This is a genomic window from Methylomonas sp. HW2-6 (assembly GCF_052474525.1).
In genome coordinates this window covers 542,360-557,770 of the sequence record NZ_CP184124.1, presented here as the reverse complement: position 1 = coordinate 557,770, position 15,411 = coordinate 542,360, and the positions used below count along the sequence as shown (strand labels likewise).

The window sequence follows — 15,411 nt, the reverse complement described above, 5'->3', positions numbered from 1 at the left end:
TGTTACCGGCGTCGCGGATTTAACGGTTTTTCAGCTTCCGGTAAAGTTCGACCATGCCTTCCGTTAAAGCTGGATCCGCGCAGTACAGCACGCCGCAATGGTTCATAAACAAGGAGCCGTCCGGATTCAATAGCAAGGCCCGGCCGAACATGTCGCAAGCGATGGCGCCGGTCTCGCGGAACAGGCAAGCCGTGGCTGCATAATCCCAGACGCTACCGCCGCCGGGTTGCGGTTTCGGGAATTTGAAGTAACAGGCCGGCGCATCGGTCAAGACTTGGCAAGCGTTCAGCGCGGCACCGCCCTGCAAGGTCAGAGTGGCACCGGTATAACCCAATGCGACGGCCAGACGTTCCAGTTCAATCCGGGCTGCGGGGTAGAGCGGGTCGGCGGCAAAGCTCTTGTCGGTGATGAAATTCAGGACGCTCCCGCCTGCTTTAGGCAACTCCAACAGATGCGAATCGCGCCAGGCGCCGCCGTTTTGCACGGCCCGATACAAGGTTCGCGCCAGCGGATCGTAAACCACGCCGATCAGCGCGGTTCCGCCGCGCTCGACCAATGCGATCGATACCGAGTAACCCGGCACGCCTTCGACGAACGGCAAGGTGCCGTCCAACGGATCGATACTCCAGAAGTAGTCTTTTCGCAGCCGGCTGCCGTCGTCGGCCTGCTCTTCCGAAAGTACGGCCAGATCGAACATATCGCAGGCGGGGCGCAAGGCCTGCAAGATCGTTTGCTGGCTCAGATGGTCGACTTCGGTAACCACTTGCGCCGCCAGACTGCCGCCGCCAGTCTTATTGCCGACCGCAATCCGGCGGCCGGCATGGCTTTCTATAATGTGTCCGGCCTGATACGCCGCGGCAATGGCGCACTGGCAGAGTAAATTGAGTTCGGTTGTCGACAGTCGCATATTCAGGGTTCCGGGCTATCGGTCAATTCCGCGATCACTTGCCGCGCCAGCCGTTCGCTGTAACTGTCTGCCGGCCAATGCTGCGGGCTCCAGCCTTTCAGGAAACGATGGAAATCGGTCCAGGCAAGCGGGTACAACAGCCGCCATTCGCGTTCCAGTGCATCCGCATCGACGTTGTTAGCTTTGGTTTGCAGAGCGGTCCTCAGCGCTTGAAAATAGAAGTCCAGCAACTCGGCTTCGCGGCGTTCCGCCGCACGGCTGTCCAGGCAACTATCGATAAAATAGGCCACATCTTTCATCCCGCAGCCGCCGCCGACGTACTGAAAATCCACCGCGGCGACGCGTTCGCCGTCCTGCGAGAAACAGAAATTGGCTAGTTTGGCGTCGCCGTGGACCAGGGTTTGATGCACGCTGGCATTGAGTTTGCGGTCGATCGCCGCCGCGGCGCGCTTTAAACCGGGGTCGGCCAAGGCCTGCAATTCGTCCGGCCGGGTTGCCAAATGCCAGTAGGTACCGGTTTGCCACAGGCCATCCGGTTTTACGCCGAGGAAAGTGGCGTGAAAATGGGCCAGCCAATTCAGGCAGGCGCGGAGTTCCGTATCGGTCAAACGGGCGCGCCGCGCTGAAAACCCAGCCGCGTCCAAGTCTTCCAGCACGATCAAGATCTCGTCGCCGAACGACTCTGCTGTCAGACAGGCCGGCACCCGACACTGCCCATCGCAGCGGCGGCTCCATTGGCCGTACCAGGTGGTTTCGATCCGGTAAGAACGCAATTTGCGCTGATGGGATATGCCCGATTCGTTGCGCTGCACCGGCAACTTTACGTGCTTGACGACCACGCTGGCGCGATTGCCGCCGACCAAGCGGTAGCGCACGATCTGGCCGTAACCGCTCCATAGCCTTTGCACCGGTTCGGCGCCGCTGATATCGGCCGCCGCGGCGGCGCGTAGAATCAGGTCGCGAATACGGTGGTCCATCGAAGTCTGGGTGACGATGCCGGCCCGGTTCGGACCGGCGGACAACCTTAAAAGAACAGTTCCCGCATTTTCTGCCCTGGCGACGGCGCCCGCATGAAGGCTTCGCCGACCAGGAAGGTGTAGATGCCGTTATCCTGCATCAGTTTGACGTCGGCCGGAGTGTGGATGCCGCTTTCGGTAACCACCAGCTTGTCGGCCGGTATCGTGTTTTTCAAATCCAGCGTGGTTTGCAACGAGACCTCGAAGGTACGCAGGTTGCGGTTATTGATGCCAATCATGTTGGTGTTCAGCCGCAACGCCCGCTCCAATTCGGCGGCATCGTGCACTTCCACCAGTACGTCCATGCCCAGTCCCGTCGCGGTATCGGCCAATTCCTGCAGCATCGCGTCGTCCAATGCAGCGACGATCAGCAACACGCAATCGGCGCCCAATGCCCGCGACTCGTGGATTTGGTACGGGTCGATCATGAAATCTTTGCGGATCGCCGGCAGCGGGCATCTTTCGCGCACCATCTGCAGATTCGCTTCCGAACCCTGAAAAAACTCTTTGTCGGTCAGCACCGACAAGCACGTCGCGCCGTTGAAAGCGTAATCGACCGCGATTTCGACCGGCTTGAAATCTTCCCGGATCACACCCTGACTGGGCGAAGCCTTCTTGATCTCGGCGATGATCGCCGGCTTTTGCTGGTCTGCCTTGCTGCGCAAAGCCTGATAAAAACCGCGCGGACCTTGCACGCCGGTCGCAATTTCCTGCAACACTGAAATCGGCGTGTTGTTCTTGCGGCGGGCGACTTCTTCGGTTTTTTTGGCGAGGATGGTTTTTAGGATGTCGGGAGTATCGGTCATGGTGTGTTGTTCGATTTGGTTATGTGTCGCTATCGCGACGGATTATATTTGAAGTCGGGTCTCGGCCCGACAGCCGAGATACTTTTTCTACGAAAACCATCCCTGGTTTTCGCCCTTCGGGCCAGCCTATCGGCTGTTCAAATTCGCTCCAGGCGAATTTGTGCTTGTCCAAAAAAAGTATCCAAAAGAAAAGACGCCCCATGCCGCTTGTATCCTGCGCTCCGAAGGCTTTGAACGGGGAGAAAAACCGTTCCCAAATTTAAAGCTGTCTCGTTTCTTATCATTCCGACGCTGGAGCGCCAAAAAAATTAGTTTCTAAGCAAAGTACATGGAAAAAATAAAAACTCTTTAATCAGATTTTCTTATTATTTGAAGTGGCATCGCTAACTGCTTTTATCATTTTAACTACATTATCCATGACCTTTGGGTCAAAGTTAGTTTGTTCTATTTTTGTAAATGCGCTATCGCTGCTTATGTTCCAGTTTTCAAATATTGATTTCATATCTGACTGATTTACATTGTTTCCATAAACCTCCAAATACAACTTCCCGAAATTAATCGCGTGCATTCGATCGCTTCTCTTTAGGGACTCATGCATATATGCGTTTCCAAGGTTGTATGCATGTTTTGCCCATGCCCCGAACAATGCTACAACAATCAATCCCTTTAGAATTAGAAAGCCAAAAAACAACCAGTCTATATTGTTTTTTGCTGCTGAGTTAAATTCAAATGCCCCATAAAATAGTGCCCCTAAAGCCGTCGCAATTGCGCAACCTAAGGCAATATTGGCTTGACGGTTCCACTTATCTGACTTTCTTGAGAAATCTGATTCCTTTTTCTCTAAAACTTCCAATGCGGATTTAACAAACTCGGGAACTTTTATTTCTATTTTTTCTTGAACTTGCTTTTGATGCTCCTCTTGAAGAAGTCGAATTTTATCCCGTAACTCGGACTCCCGCTTCAAGTAGTTATTTTCGATGTTTTTAAATTTGTTTTGCCGTGAATGAAGTTCTCTCTCAGTTTCTGCAATTTGTTCTTTTAATTGCTCAATTTGAATTGCGTATTGTTCCTCTCTGGCGCGCAGACGCCTTTCCATCAATCTTTCTTTTTCTTCAATTTCCTGAATTCTTGCAAGAGCCTCTCGCTCAAGTGAATTCTCAAACTTTTCCGACAAATAAAATTTAAAATTTTCGTCAAGCTCTTTCTCGTCTTCAGAAAGCTCAAATAATAAATTCCGTTTTTCTATTGGAAGTGACTTGAGAATTCTATTTCTTAGATCGCTACTTACTACCTTGATTGTTCTTAGGAAAGTTTTATTGTCTAGTACCTTGGGTAGAGATGCTATTAAGCTGTTATTAGAAAGTAGTAATACCTTGTTTATCGAGCCAGGGGAAAGAGAATTAAAAATACGATTTACGCTTTCTTGGGATATTGAATCTAAAACTTTGGTTACACCTTGCTCTGGTATGTGACCAAAAAGTTGGGATATCTCCTTTGGGTTGCTTTTCTTGATAAGTTCATCAATTTGATCTGATGGCCAATCTTTCCAGAGAGTAGTTAATTCACTTCTTGAGAGATTGCTTATTCTTGTATTCGTATCCATAATTTCCCTATAAAAAATTATTAACCAAGCTCAGCCCAAGTCCTTAGGCTGGGCACGATTTAGTGCCCGCACGGAATTAAAGGTTAACGGTGGGCAAAACTGCCAACCCTACGTCTCAATTATAAATTCATACAATACTTTATCTACCGCAACGAGGTTAATCCCCCTGATGCCGCGCCGAGCACCGGAGGGTTTGGACGGATCAGCCCGCAGGGGAGCGGCAGGGATGCCGCTCGTTTTCGGAGGGCTATGGATAGCCCTTCCGAAAACCCCGTTCAAACCCTTCGGAGCGCAGGATTAAAGCGGCATCGGGGTGTCTTTTCTTTTGGATACTTTTCTTTGGACAAGCAAAGAAAAGTATCTCGGCTGTCGGGCCGAGACCCGACTTCAATCTATTCGTCGCGATAGCGACACAAAACTTAAGAATACACCACTAACGCCTCAAAATTAGCCACTGCGCTCGCTCAGGCGAATATCAAGCCGCTCTCGTCTGCACCGTCAACTTAACCCCAAGCGCCTTACAAACTTTGGCGATAGTCTCGAAGCGGGGTTGGGCGTCGGCACGCAAGGCTTTATACAAAGCCTCGCGGCTGATGCCGGCGGCATTGGCAATTTCGGTCATGCCTCGCGCTCTGGCAATGCTGCCGAGTGCATGAGCCAAGGCCGCCGGGTCATCTTCTTCCAGAACCACGGTCAGGTATTCGGCAATGGCTTGATCGCTATCCAGATGTTCGGTAATGTCAAACACGGGTAAGTCGGCGATTTTGATTTTTTCATTCATGATTCAGTCCTCCAACAACGCGGCTAGGCACTGAGCTTTGGTAATATCGGCAGCCTGACTGGATTTATCGCCGCCGCCCAGCATCACAATCAACACCTCGCCCCGCTGCACGTAGTACATTCGCCAGCCGGGACCGAAATGTTCACGCATTTCAAAAACACCCTCGCCTACCGCTTTCACGTCGCCGAGATTGCCTTGTTGGGCTTTTTCCAGTCGGCGCGCCAACCGGCGGTGCGTCAATCCATCTTTCAAGCCAAACAGCCATTCGCTGAATGCGGGGAGTTGTTTGATCGTGTACATGCAGAAAATGTAATCGAACGATTACATCGCGTCAATACTTTAACCGGTTTCGGAATACCCAATCAAAGCCTCAAATTTCCTCAACGCACTCCCATCCGCCAACACCTGATGCGCCCGGCGAATACCGGCATCCAGCGAATCGGTCAGGTCGGCGGCGTAGATTGCGGCGCCGGCGTTCAGGGCGACGATGTCGCGGGCCGGGCCGGGTTGGTTGTTCAGCACCGCTTTGACGATTGTCAGGCTGTCTGCCGCGCAGCCGATGGATAAGGTCTCCAGCTTGGCGCGCTGCAAGCCGAATTGCTCCGGCGTGATGGTGTAGGTATGAATGATGCCGTCGACCAGTTCGGCCACATCGGTCGGCGCGGCGATGCTGATTTCGTCGAGGCCGTCGCGAGCATGCACCACCAGCACGTGGCGGCTGCCCAGGCGCTTCAGGACTTCGGCGACCGGCACCAGCCATTGTTTGTCGAATACGCCGATCAGTTGGTGTGGGGCGTTGGCCGGATTGGACAGCGGACCGATCAGATTGAACAAGGTGCGCACGCCCATTTCCTTGCGGGCCTTGACGGTGTGGCGTACCGCGCTGTGGTGCTTGGCGGCGAACAGAAAACCGACGCCGATGTCGTTGACGCATTGCGCCACCCGCTCGGCCGGCAGCTCCAGATTGACCCCGGCCAGTTCCAGCAAATCGGCGCTGCCGCAGCAACTGGAGACCGAGCGGTTGCCGTGTTTGGCGACCTTGCCGCCGGCCGCCGCCACCACGAAAGCCGCTGTAGTCGAAATATTGAAGGTGTTGGCGCCGTCGCCGCCGGTGCCGCAAGTGTCGATGACGTGCTCGCCGTCGATAGGTACATTGCGCACCAATTCGCGCAATACGCCGACCGCTGCGGCGATTTCGTCGACCGTTTCGCCCTTGCAACGCAAGGCGATCAAAAAGCCGGCGATTTGGGCGTCGGTCAGTTCGCCGTTCATCATCGCCCGCATCGCGGCGCTCATTTCTTCGGCGCTGAGATCCTGACGGTCGAGCAGTTTTTGCAGCGTGGTTTGGATGGACATGATTGGCTTCGAAATGGTGTGGATCGGGTTACATCCGTTACGGCGTGGGCGAGACCGGATACTTTCGGCGTGTTTGCCGGAAAGGTCCGCCCTGGCTGGCGCCGGGCGAACTGATTCCGGCCTGCGTGATTAGCCCATGTTCTCGATTGGCATTTCCGGGTTCACGTCGGCGTCGTAATCCACGCCTTCGACTTCGAAACCGAACAACTTCAGGAACTCGTGCTTGTAGCCGGCGAAGTCGCTAAGTTGGTTCAGGTTTTCGCTGGTGACTTGCGGCCACAGTTGGCTGACCTCGTCCTGCACTTTCGGATCGAGTTCCTTCAAATCGGCGCGCAGGCGGCCTTCGCTGTCCAGAATCGGCGCCTCGTTGTACAGGCTGTCGCGGAACAGGCCGTCGACTTGTTCGATGCAGCCTTCGTGCGTGCCTTGCGCCTTCATCACTTTGAACAATAGCGCCAGATACAACGGCATCACCGGAATCGCCGCGCTGGCCTGAGTCACCACCGCTTTCAATACCGAGACGCGGGCATCGCCGCCGATGGCGGCCAATTTGGCGCGGATGTCGATCACGCGTTTATCCAGGTCTTTTTTCGCCGCGCCGATAGTGCCGTCCCAGTAAATGTCCCAGGTGACTTTTTCGCCCAGATAGGTAAAGGCGGTGGTTTTGGCGCCGTCGGCCAGCACGCCGGCTGCGGCCAGCGCATCGATCCACATCTGCCAGTCTTCGCCGCCCATCACTGCGACGGTGTTGTCGATTTCTTCCTGGGTTGCCGCAGTCAAGGTGAATTCCTTGATGATTTCCTTGTCGGTATCGACGCCGATTTGTACCAAATCCTTGCCGATCGGTTTCAAGGTCGAGTTATGCACCTCGCCGGTTTTGGGATGGGTACGGCGCGGCGCGGCCAGGCTGTAAACCACTAGATCGACCTGGCCCATGTCTTGTTTGATGGCATTGATCACGCGTTGTTTGATTTCGTCGGAAAAGGCGTCGCCGTTGATGCTTTTCGCATACAAGCCCTCGGCTGCTGCGAATTGGTGGAACGCCGCCGAGTTGTACCAGCCGGCACTGCCGGGTTTGTCGGCCGTGCCTTCTTTTTCGAAGAATACGCCCAGCGTGTTCGCGCCGGAACCGAACGCAGAAACGATGCGCGAGGCCAGACCGTAGCCGGTCGATGCGCCCAGCACCAGCACGTTTTTCGGGCCGCCCGCGACCGCGCCTTTGGCTTTGACGTAATCGATTTGCTGTTTGACGTTGGCGGCGCAGCCGGCCGGATGGGTGGTGACGCACATAAAGCCGCGTACGCGAGGTTTGATGATCATGGTGCTCCTCAAGTTTTAATTGTTGTTTTCCCGCGCCCGGTGCCGGAACACGTTTGCCGCCCATGATAACAAACCGGGCCGGGATTCGGCAGGTAGGGATTGAAAGTGTAGGGGTAGGATTGGCTGGTTGATAGCCCCGATCGGTGCAGCGTAATCGGCGGAACGAAATTAGCGCCGGTACGACTTCGCTCGACTAAAACAAACCACGCGGGCTGGACTTCGGGACAATACTCCAGCCTTTGTGTTTTTAGAAAAATACCGGCCATAAACCGTTACCTTTCAATCCGAAATATCTTGAGGAGTATTTGATGCCCAATAAAAACCTTTCATTGATGCTGGCAGCATTAGGATTAACGCTTGCTGTCGATGTCAACGCAGCGCCTATCATTTCGCCGTTTGCTGCCGATTTGGCTAGCGGCCAGTACAGTGCCGATTTAACCTATCCCGGCACTTCGGCACAGGCAGCGTTCAATGGAGGAGTTTGGAATGCAGGAACCTACGGCAAGCACTGGATCCAGGCGGATATGGGGGTCAGTCAAACCCTGTCGAAAGTGGTGATCACTGCCGCCGTTGCGCCTGCCACTAATGCGCAATACTGGGTTTACCTGTCAAATTCAGCCATAGGCAATAGTTACAACAGTTTAACCCCGGTAGCGACGTTCTCGGACTGGATAGGTACGTCAGGGTTCGGACCGCATTTTGAAACCCACGAGATTGAGTTCGCTGCCGCCTCCGGACGGTATTTACAGATAGTTGCGTATGGCGGTAGCAGTTGGACCGCGCTAGGCGACCGGAAGCCAAGAGTCGACTGGGTCGAACCGGTCTCCCAAGTTCCACTGCCTCCCGCATCGCTGCTGATGTTATCCGGTTTGCTCTATACCGTGAGACGTCGCTTGTTTGGTTCGGCCAAGGTCTAAAGCATAAGCCGTTCGAACCACGGACAAGGCTAGGCGGCGGGCCTTGTCCGTGGTTAACCTGTAAGGAAGGTTTTTTACTATATCAATGCCCGGTCGCAGAAACCGGGGAGTGACAAGAATTTTGGCATTGGCTATCGGCTGCTTTAAGTCGCTTAACACCAGGTCGGTGAACAATATCTTCCGGTCACGCCTGCAACCATTCGGCTAAGCCAATACCAGCCATCCGCCCGCTAGCCAAACAAGCCGTCAACAAATACCCCCCGGTCGGCGCTTCCCAATCCAGCATTTCGCCGGCGCAGAATACGCCGGGCAGTTTGCGCAGCATCAGGTTTTGATCCAGTTCGGTGAATTCGACGCCGCCGGCGCTGCTGATGGCTTCTGCGATCGGGCGTGGGCTGTGCAATTGAATGGGCAGGGCTTTGAGCGCGGCGGCCAGTTGCGCCGAGTCATTCATTTCGTCGACGGTTAATAGTTCGCGAAGCAGCAGGGTTTTAACGCCGTCGATGCCGAGCCGTTTGCGCAGGTGGTTGCTCAGGCTGTCCTTGCCGCGCGGTTTTGCCAGGCGTTCGACGATGTTTTCCGGACTGCGGTCCGGCAATAAATCCAGCCACAGCGTCGCCGAACCGGCAGAGGCGATTGCGTCGCGTAGCGGCGCCGACAGGGCGTAGATCAAGCCGCCTTCCAGGCCGTAGTCGGCAACGGTCAGTTCGCCTTGCTGACTGAAAATTTCGCCGCTTTCGTTGCGAAAACTCGCGACCACCGATTTGAGCGGTTGGCCGGCGCAGCGTTGGCGGAATACCTCGCTCCAGCGGGTTTCAAAGCCGCAGTTGGCCGGGCGGAGCGGCGACAAGCCGATGCCGCGTTCGGCCAGAATTTCAGTCCAGGCCCCGGTCGCGCCCAGTTGCGGCCAACTACCGCCGCCCAGTGCCAAGACGGTTGCGTCGGCCTGGATCAGACGTGCGCCGTCCGGCGTGGCGAAGCGTAACCCGCCGTCCGCCCAGCCCAGCCAGCGGTGGCGCATTTTGAATTGCACGCCATCGCTTCGCAGCCGATGCAGCCAGGCGCGCAGCAACGGCGCGGCTTTCATTTCGGTCGGAAACACGCGGCCGGAACTGCCGACGAAGGTATCGATACCAAGCTGGTTGATCCAGGCCCGTAAATCGTCCGGGGTAAAGGCTTTGAGTATCGGTTCCAATTCGGCGCGGCGCGCGGGGTAGCGGGTCACAAAGGCGTCGAAGGCTTCGGCGTGGGTGATGTTCATGCCGCCTTTGCCGGCCATCAGGAATTTGCGTCCGGCCGACGGCATCGCGTCATAGACGCTGACCTTGATACCGGCCTGACTTAACACCTCGGCCGCCATCAGGCCGGCAGGGCCGGCACCGACGATGGCGACGCTTGTGCTAGGGCCGTCTAACATGTTCAGTTGCGGATTGCGCGTGGGGCGCAGGGTGGGGGCTTAAAACCGGTTGCGGTCGCGCGCGGCCCAGAATTGGGCGGCCAGGGCTTCGGCCTGCGCTTGATCGTCGGCCTTGCTCAATAATTTCAAGGCGATGGCGGCGGTGCCGATCACGGTGGCCTGACCGAATTCGTCATCCAGTTCGCCGCGCCAGACTTGGGCCAATAGCTGCGGCTCCAGCGATTCGGCTTTCATGTGGCGGCGTTCGAACAACGCCGGCCAGGTTTCGTCGCTGAGTTCGCCGCCGTGCACGCTTTGCACCAGACACTCGACGTCCGGGTTGCGTTCGGTTTCGCCGCCTTCGCCTTTCAACACCGCCATGTGCTGTTGATTTAATAACTGTGCCGCTCTCTGATGCACTTGGCGGTAGCTGGGATGGAAAATGCCTTGAATGCTGGCGGTGGCATCGAACGGATTCAATAATCTGACCAAAGTATGTACCGGCGAGCGTAGGCCCATGACCGGCCGCAGATTGATCATGTCGTACAGTTTCGGGCAGATGTACTCGAGCGACAGGTAGCTGAAGTTGGTGCGTTCGATTTGTTGGCCGGCTTCGGCGATCGACTGGGCGGCGTCGATGCCCAGCGCCCGCAGCACGTTTTCGGTATAGAGCCGGCCTTGAGTATGGCCGCCGGCACCGTGCATGAACACTTTGACGCCGTTTTCGGCCAGCAGCAAGGTGGACAGCAAAAACCACGGCAGGTGTCGGCGTTTGCCGGCATAAGATGACCAGTCCAGGTCCACCGCCACTTTGTTGTCGAAGGCGAAGCTTTCCCGCGCCGCCGCAACGAAACCGGCCAATTCCTCGCAGGTTTCTTCTTTGACCCGCATCAGCATCAAGAACGCGCCGAGCTGAATCGGCTCGACCTGGCCGTCGGCCAGGATCATTTTCATCGCCCGGTAGGCTTCGTCCTGCGTCAGCGGCCGGGCGCCTTTTTTGCCCTTGCCGAGAATTTTGATGAATTCGGCGAACGGATGTTCTTCGGTGATCAGCGTCATGAGATGGACAGCGGGAAGTAATGGTCGATTAGCAAGGCGGCGAAGATCAACATCAAATAGATGATGGAGTAACCGAAGGTGCGCATCGCGGTTTTATTGTCTTTTTTGCGCATCATCTGAATCGCGTAGTAGATGAAGCCCAGGCCCAGCAACAAGGCGGTGGCCAGATAAATCAGGCCGCTCATGCCGGTCAGGTAAGGCAACAGCGTCGAAATCAGCAGCAGAATGGTATAAAGCAAAATTTGCAGGCGGGTAAATTCGACGCCGTGGGTGACCGGCAGCATCGGAATCGATACCTTGGCGTATTCGTCGCGTTTGGCAATCGCCAGCGCCCAGAAATGCGGCGGGGTCCAGACGAAGATGATCAGGAACAGCAGCAAGGCGTGCGGATGCACTTCGCCGGTGATCGCGGCCCAGCCCAATACCGGCGGTGCTGCGCCGGCCGCGCCGCCGATGACGATGTTTTGCGGCGTCGCCCGCTTCAGGTAAACCGTGTAGATCAAGGCGTAGCCGATCAAAGACAGAAAGGTCAGGAACGCGGTCAGCAAGTTGATCTTGATGGTTAGAATCGCCATCGCGATGAAGCCGATCACGCTGGCAAACACCAGCACTTGCCGGGGTTGCAAATGCCCGGTCGGCAGCGGCCGGTTTTTGGTGCGCGCCATTTCGGCGTCGGCTTTTTGGTCCAGAAAATGGTTGATCGCCGCAGCCGACGACGCGGCCAGGCCGATGCCGACCGTGCCGTACAGAAAATTGGCTAACGGCGGCATGCCGGGGACGGCCAACAGCATACCGACGATGGCGGTAAACACGATCAACGCAACCACTCTGGGCTTGCAGAGCTCGTAGTAGTCTTTCCAGGAAAGCGAGGCAGTGGTGTCTGGCATCGAGTAGCAAATAGATTGGAACGCGTTCAAACATATAGAATAACAGTGAACCAATGATTATTAAAACAATCACAGGCGCTCACCATCTTTTAGTCAACGAGGGATTTATGAAACACAGGCTTGCAGCGCTGGCGCTGCTTTGTCCGGTTGTGCTGGCGCACGCCGAGGACAGTAAGGTGTACGAACATGTTTTCGCTAACGGCTTGAAACTGCTGGTGAAGGAAGACCACCGCTCGCCGGTGGTGGTATCCCAGGTCTGGTACAAAGTCGGTTCCAGCTACGAGCCGGGCGGCATCACCGGCATCTCGCACATGCTGGAACACATGATGTTCAAAGGCACCGAAAAATATCCGGCCGGCGAGTTCTCCCGCATCATCGCCGAGAACGGCGGCAGCGAAAACGCCTTCACCGGCCAGGATTACACGGCTTATTTCCAAACTCTGGAAAAATCGCGGCTGGAGATCAGCTTCAAGCTGGAAAGCGACCGGATGCGCAATCTGAATCTGAAAGCCGAGGAATTGAAGAAAGAATTGGAAGTGGTGACCGAGGAGCGGCGGATGCGCACCGACGACCAACCGCGCGCCAAAGTCCACGAGCAATTCATGGCCACGGCCTTTACCAACAGCCCGTACCAGAACCCGGTGATCGGCTGGCCGTCCGATATCGCTAACTACCAGATCGAAGACCTGCAAGCCTGGTATCAAAAATGGTATGCGCCGAATAACGCCACCCTGGTCGTGGTCGGCGACGTCGACGCCAAGCAGGTCGAAAAACTGGCCGAACAGTATTTTGCGCCATTGCAACCCAGTACGATCAAGCCGGTGAAGCCGCAAGCCGAATCCGAGCAGCGTGGCGTGCGCCGCATTACGGTCAAAGCGCCGGCCAAATTGCCGTACCTGATGATGGGTTACAAAGTGCCGGTGTTGAATAGCGCCAAGCCGGAATGGGAGGCTTATGCCCTGGAAGTATTGGCCGGTGTGCTGGACGGCGGCGACAGTGCCCGCCTGCCGGCGCGGCTGATTCGCGGCAAGCAAATCGCGGTGTCCGCTGGTGCCGGTTACGATCTGACGTCGCGTTTGCCCGAGTTGTTTTTGTTGGAAGGCACGCCTGCCGAGGGCAAAACCGTGTTCGACCTCGAATACGCCTTGCTCGACGAGGTGTACCAGTTGAAAAACGAGCTGATCGACAAGGACGAATTGCAGCGGATCAAAGCGCAGGTGCTGGCCAGCTCGGTTTACCAGAAGGACTCCAACTTCTACCAGGCCATGCAACTGGGTACGCTGGAAACGGTTGGTTTGGGCTGGCAACGCGCCGACGAATACGTCGCCAAACTCAATCAGGTGACGGCGGAGCAAGTGCGCGAGGTGGCGCGGAAGTATCTGATCGAAGACACCCTGACCGTCGCCTATCTCGACCCGCAACCGATCACCGAAGCCGCGAAACCGAAAAAACTGACAGGAGTTCATCATGCGTTTTAATTTAATCGGCTTATTGTTGCTGGCATTCAGCCAATTGGCCTGGCCGGCGGCCAAGATCGAACATTGGCAGACCGCGCAAGGCAGCCGGGTTTACTATGTGCGTACCGCCGGCTTACCGATGGTCGACGTGCGGGTCGTGTTCGATGCCGGCAGCGCCCGCGACGGCAGCCAGTTCGGCGTCTCGGCTTTGACATCCGCCTTGCTGGACAGCGGCGCCGGCGATTGGAGCGCCGACGATATCGCCCAACGTTTCGAGTCGGTCGGTGCCCAATATTCGGCTGGCGTCAGCGAGGATATGGCCTGGCTATCGATCCGCTCCCTGACCGAGAAACCGTTGCTTGAAAAGGCCTTGGCCACCTTCGAAACCGTGTTGAGCCGGCCGGCTTTTCGCGAGGACGATTTCCAGCGCGAGAAGGCTCGCACTCTGGCCGGCTTGAAGCACCGGGAAGAATCGCCCGGTGAACTGGCAAGTATCGCCTTCGGCAAAGCATTGTACGGCGAACATCCCTACGCCCACCCCGAGACCGGCATCGTCCAGACCGTCGCCGGCTTTAGCGCCGACGATCTGAAAACGTTCTATCAAACCTATTACGTCGCCGCCAACGCCATCGTCGTCATCGTCGGCGACGTCAGCCGGGAACAGGCCGAACAAACTGCCAACCAAGTGCTGGCTAAATTGCCGGTCGGCAGCAAACCGGCAGAAATTCCGCCGGTGACGATGCCGAGCCAGGCCAGCACTCAGCATATCGAGTTCCCGTCCACTCAAACCCACGTGCTGGTCGGTTTGCCCGGCACTTACCGCAAGGACCCGGATTATTTTGCCTTGTATGTCGGCAACCATATTCTCGGCGGCGGCAGCATGGTTTCGCGCTTGTTCGAGGAAGTTCGGGAAAAGCGCGGTCTGGCCTACGGCGCGTATAGTGTGTTTGCGCCGTTGTACCGGCAAGGGCCGTTCATGATGAGCTTGCAGACCCGTAACGACCAGACCGAGCAAGCACTCGGCGTGTTGCGCAAAACCTTTGCCGATTTTCTGGCACAAGGTCCGACCGAGCAGGAGTTGACTGCGGCAAAACGGAACATCACCGGCGGTTTTGCGATGCGTTTCGATACCAACAGCAAGTTGAGCGACTACGTGGCGATGATCGGCTTTTACCAGCAGCCTTTGGACTATCTGGATACCTTCCAAACTAACGTGGAAGCGGTCACGATCGAGCAGATCAAGGATGCCTTCAAGCGTCGGGTCAAACCGGAATTGCTGCAAACCGTCACGGTCGGCCAGAAGTCCTGATGGCAAATCAAATCCGCATCATCGGCGGCGAATGGCGGAGCCGGCAAATCGTATTCGACGATGCCCCCGGTTTGCGGCCGACGCCGGCGCGGGTGCGGGAGACCTTGTTCAATTGGCTGCAGGCCGATGTCTACGGCAGCCGCTGCCTGGATTTGTTTGCCGGCAGCGGCGCGTTAGGGTTCGAAGCCGCCTCGCGTGGCGCCAAGGCGGTGGTGCAGGTCGAGGATAATGCCGGCAATTGCAAACGCTTGCGGGAAAATATCGCCCGCCTGGCGACGGACCGGGTTCAGGTGGTGCAGCAGGATGCGGCCCGCTATCTAGCCGGATCGGCGCAGCAATTTGACTTGGTGTTTCTAGACCCGCCGTTCGGCCAAGGTTTGTTGCAATCCGCTTGCTGCTTGCTGGAAAGCGGCGGCTGGCTCGGCGCTTACGCCAAAATTTATCTGGAAAGCGAAAAAAACTGGCAAGCCCCGGATTTGCCGGCAAACTGGCGCTTATTGAAGGAAAAGGTGGCCGGCGAAGTGTGCTACCGGCTGCTGCAGCGGCAAGCCGCTGCCTTTGGCTCGGCTAATGGTTTAGAATGAGCGCCTTTTTGCC

15 protein-coding genes are annotated in these 15,411 nt (G+C 56.3%); 4 read left to right on the top strand and 11 right to left on the bottom strand.

Features of this window, described 5'->3' with window-relative positions:
* Window positions 1-19: 19 nt before the first annotated feature.
* From ACH518_RS03705 to fabV, 8 genes are all read right to left on the bottom strand, one after another.
* Window positions 20-907, bottom strand: a complete 888-nt coding sequence (locus ACH518_RS03705) for a 3'(2'),5'-bisphosphate nucleotidase CysQ family protein (protein WP_445371913.1) — start codon at window positions 905-907, stop codon at window positions 20-22.
* A 2-nt stretch (window positions 908-909) separates the two neighbouring features.
* On the bottom strand, window positions 910-1,884 hold the full coding sequence (locus ACH518_RS03700; RefSeq protein WP_445371912.1) for a phosphotransferase: 975 nt from the start codon (window positions 1,882-1,884) through the stop codon (window positions 910-912).
* 47 nt (window positions 1,885-1,931) lie between these two features.
* On the bottom strand, window positions 1,932-2,729 hold the full coding sequence (trpC, locus tag ACH518_RS03695; protein ID WP_140913931.1) for an indole-3-glycerol phosphate synthase TrpC: 798 nt from the start codon (window positions 2,727-2,729) through the stop codon (window positions 1,932-1,934).
* Window positions 2,730-3,081: 352 nt separating this feature from the next.
* Window positions 3,082-4,332: a hypothetical protein gene (locus ACH518_RS03690; protein ID WP_445371911.1), complete on the bottom strand. Its 1,251-nt coding sequence runs from the start codon at window positions 4,330-4,332 to the stop codon at window positions 3,082-3,084.
* A 475-nt stretch (window positions 4,333-4,807) separates the two neighbouring features.
* Entirely contained in the window at window positions 4,808-5,113 is a 306-nt protein-coding gene (locus tag ACH518_RS03685) for an addiction module antidote protein (RefSeq protein ID WP_256608987.1), read from the bottom strand.
* Between the two features lie 3 nt (window positions 5,114-5,116).
* Window positions 5,117-5,413, bottom strand: coding sequence for a type II toxin-antitoxin system RelE/ParE family toxin (locus tag ACH518_RS03680; RefSeq protein WP_445371910.1), 297 nt, complete (start codon window positions 5,411-5,413; stop codon window positions 5,117-5,119).
* A 39-nt stretch (window positions 5,414-5,452) separates the two neighbouring features.
* Window positions 5,453-6,469, bottom strand: a complete 1,017-nt coding sequence (gene trpD / locus ACH518_RS03675; protein ID WP_445371909.1) for an anthranilate phosphoribosyltransferase — start codon at window positions 6,467-6,469, stop codon at window positions 5,453-5,455.
* 129 nt (window positions 6,470-6,598) lie between these two features.
* Window positions 6,599-7,789 (bottom strand): enoyl-ACP reductase FabV, encoded by a 1,191-nt coding sequence (gene fabV / locus ACH518_RS03670; RefSeq protein ID WP_445371908.1) that lies wholly within the window; start codon window positions 7,787-7,789, stop codon window positions 6,599-6,601.
* Between the two features lie 308 nt (window positions 7,790-8,097).
* Between fabV and ACH518_RS03665 the strand changes: the two genes are divergently transcribed.
* Entirely contained in the window at window positions 8,098-8,706 is a 609-nt protein-coding gene (locus ACH518_RS03665) for a discoidin domain-containing protein (protein ID WP_445371907.1), read from the top strand.
* A 184-nt stretch (window positions 8,707-8,890) separates the two neighbouring features.
* Here ACH518_RS03665 and ACH518_RS03660 read toward each other — a convergent pair whose 3' ends face one another.
* From ACH518_RS03660 to cyoE, 3 genes are read right to left on the bottom strand one after another with little or no spacing between them, the layout of a single operon-like run.
* Window positions 8,891-10,123: an NAD(P)/FAD-dependent oxidoreductase gene (locus ACH518_RS03660; protein WP_445371906.1), complete on the bottom strand. Its 1,233-nt coding sequence runs from the start codon at window positions 10,121-10,123 to the stop codon at window positions 8,891-8,893.
* A gap of 39 nt (window positions 10,124-10,162) precedes the next feature.
* Window positions 10,163-11,161 (bottom strand): glycosyl transferase family protein, encoded by a 999-nt coding sequence (locus ACH518_RS03655; protein ID WP_445371905.1) that lies wholly within the window; start codon window positions 11,159-11,161, stop codon window positions 10,163-10,165.
* The gene (gene cyoE, locus ACH518_RS03650; RefSeq protein WP_140910767.1) at window positions 11,158-12,048 is read right to left on the bottom strand and encodes a heme o synthase; all 891 of its coding nucleotides are present in this window, start codon (window positions 12,046-12,048) and stop codon (window positions 11,158-11,160) included. Before cyoE ends, ACH518_RS03655 begins: the two co-directional genes overlap by 4 nt.
* 107 nt (window positions 12,049-12,155) lie before the next feature.
* Here cyoE and ACH518_RS03645 point away from each other — a divergent pair, with 107 nt between their 5' ends.
* From ACH518_RS03645 to rsmD, 3 genes are read left to right on the top strand one after another with little or no spacing between them, the layout of a single operon-like run.
* Window positions 12,156-13,526 (top strand): M16 family metallopeptidase, encoded by a 1,371-nt coding sequence (locus tag ACH518_RS03645; RefSeq protein WP_445371904.1) that lies wholly within the window; start codon window positions 12,156-12,158, stop codon window positions 13,524-13,526.
* Window positions 13,516-14,814 (top strand): M16 family metallopeptidase, encoded by a 1,299-nt coding sequence (locus tag ACH518_RS03640; RefSeq protein ID WP_445371903.1) that lies wholly within the window; start codon window positions 13,516-13,518, stop codon window positions 14,812-14,814. The genes ACH518_RS03645 and ACH518_RS03640 overlap by 11 nt, the downstream gene beginning before the upstream one ends.
* Window positions 14,814-15,398 carry a 16S rRNA (guanine(966)-N(2))-methyltransferase RsmD gene (rsmD, locus tag ACH518_RS03635; protein WP_445371902.1) on the top strand — a complete coding sequence of 195 codons (585 nt, stop codon included), beginning with the start codon at window positions 14,814-14,816 and terminating at the stop codon, window positions 15,396-15,398. The genes ACH518_RS03640 and rsmD overlap by 1 nt, the downstream gene beginning before the upstream one ends.
* The last annotated feature ends 13 nt before the right edge of the window (window positions 15,399-15,411 follow it).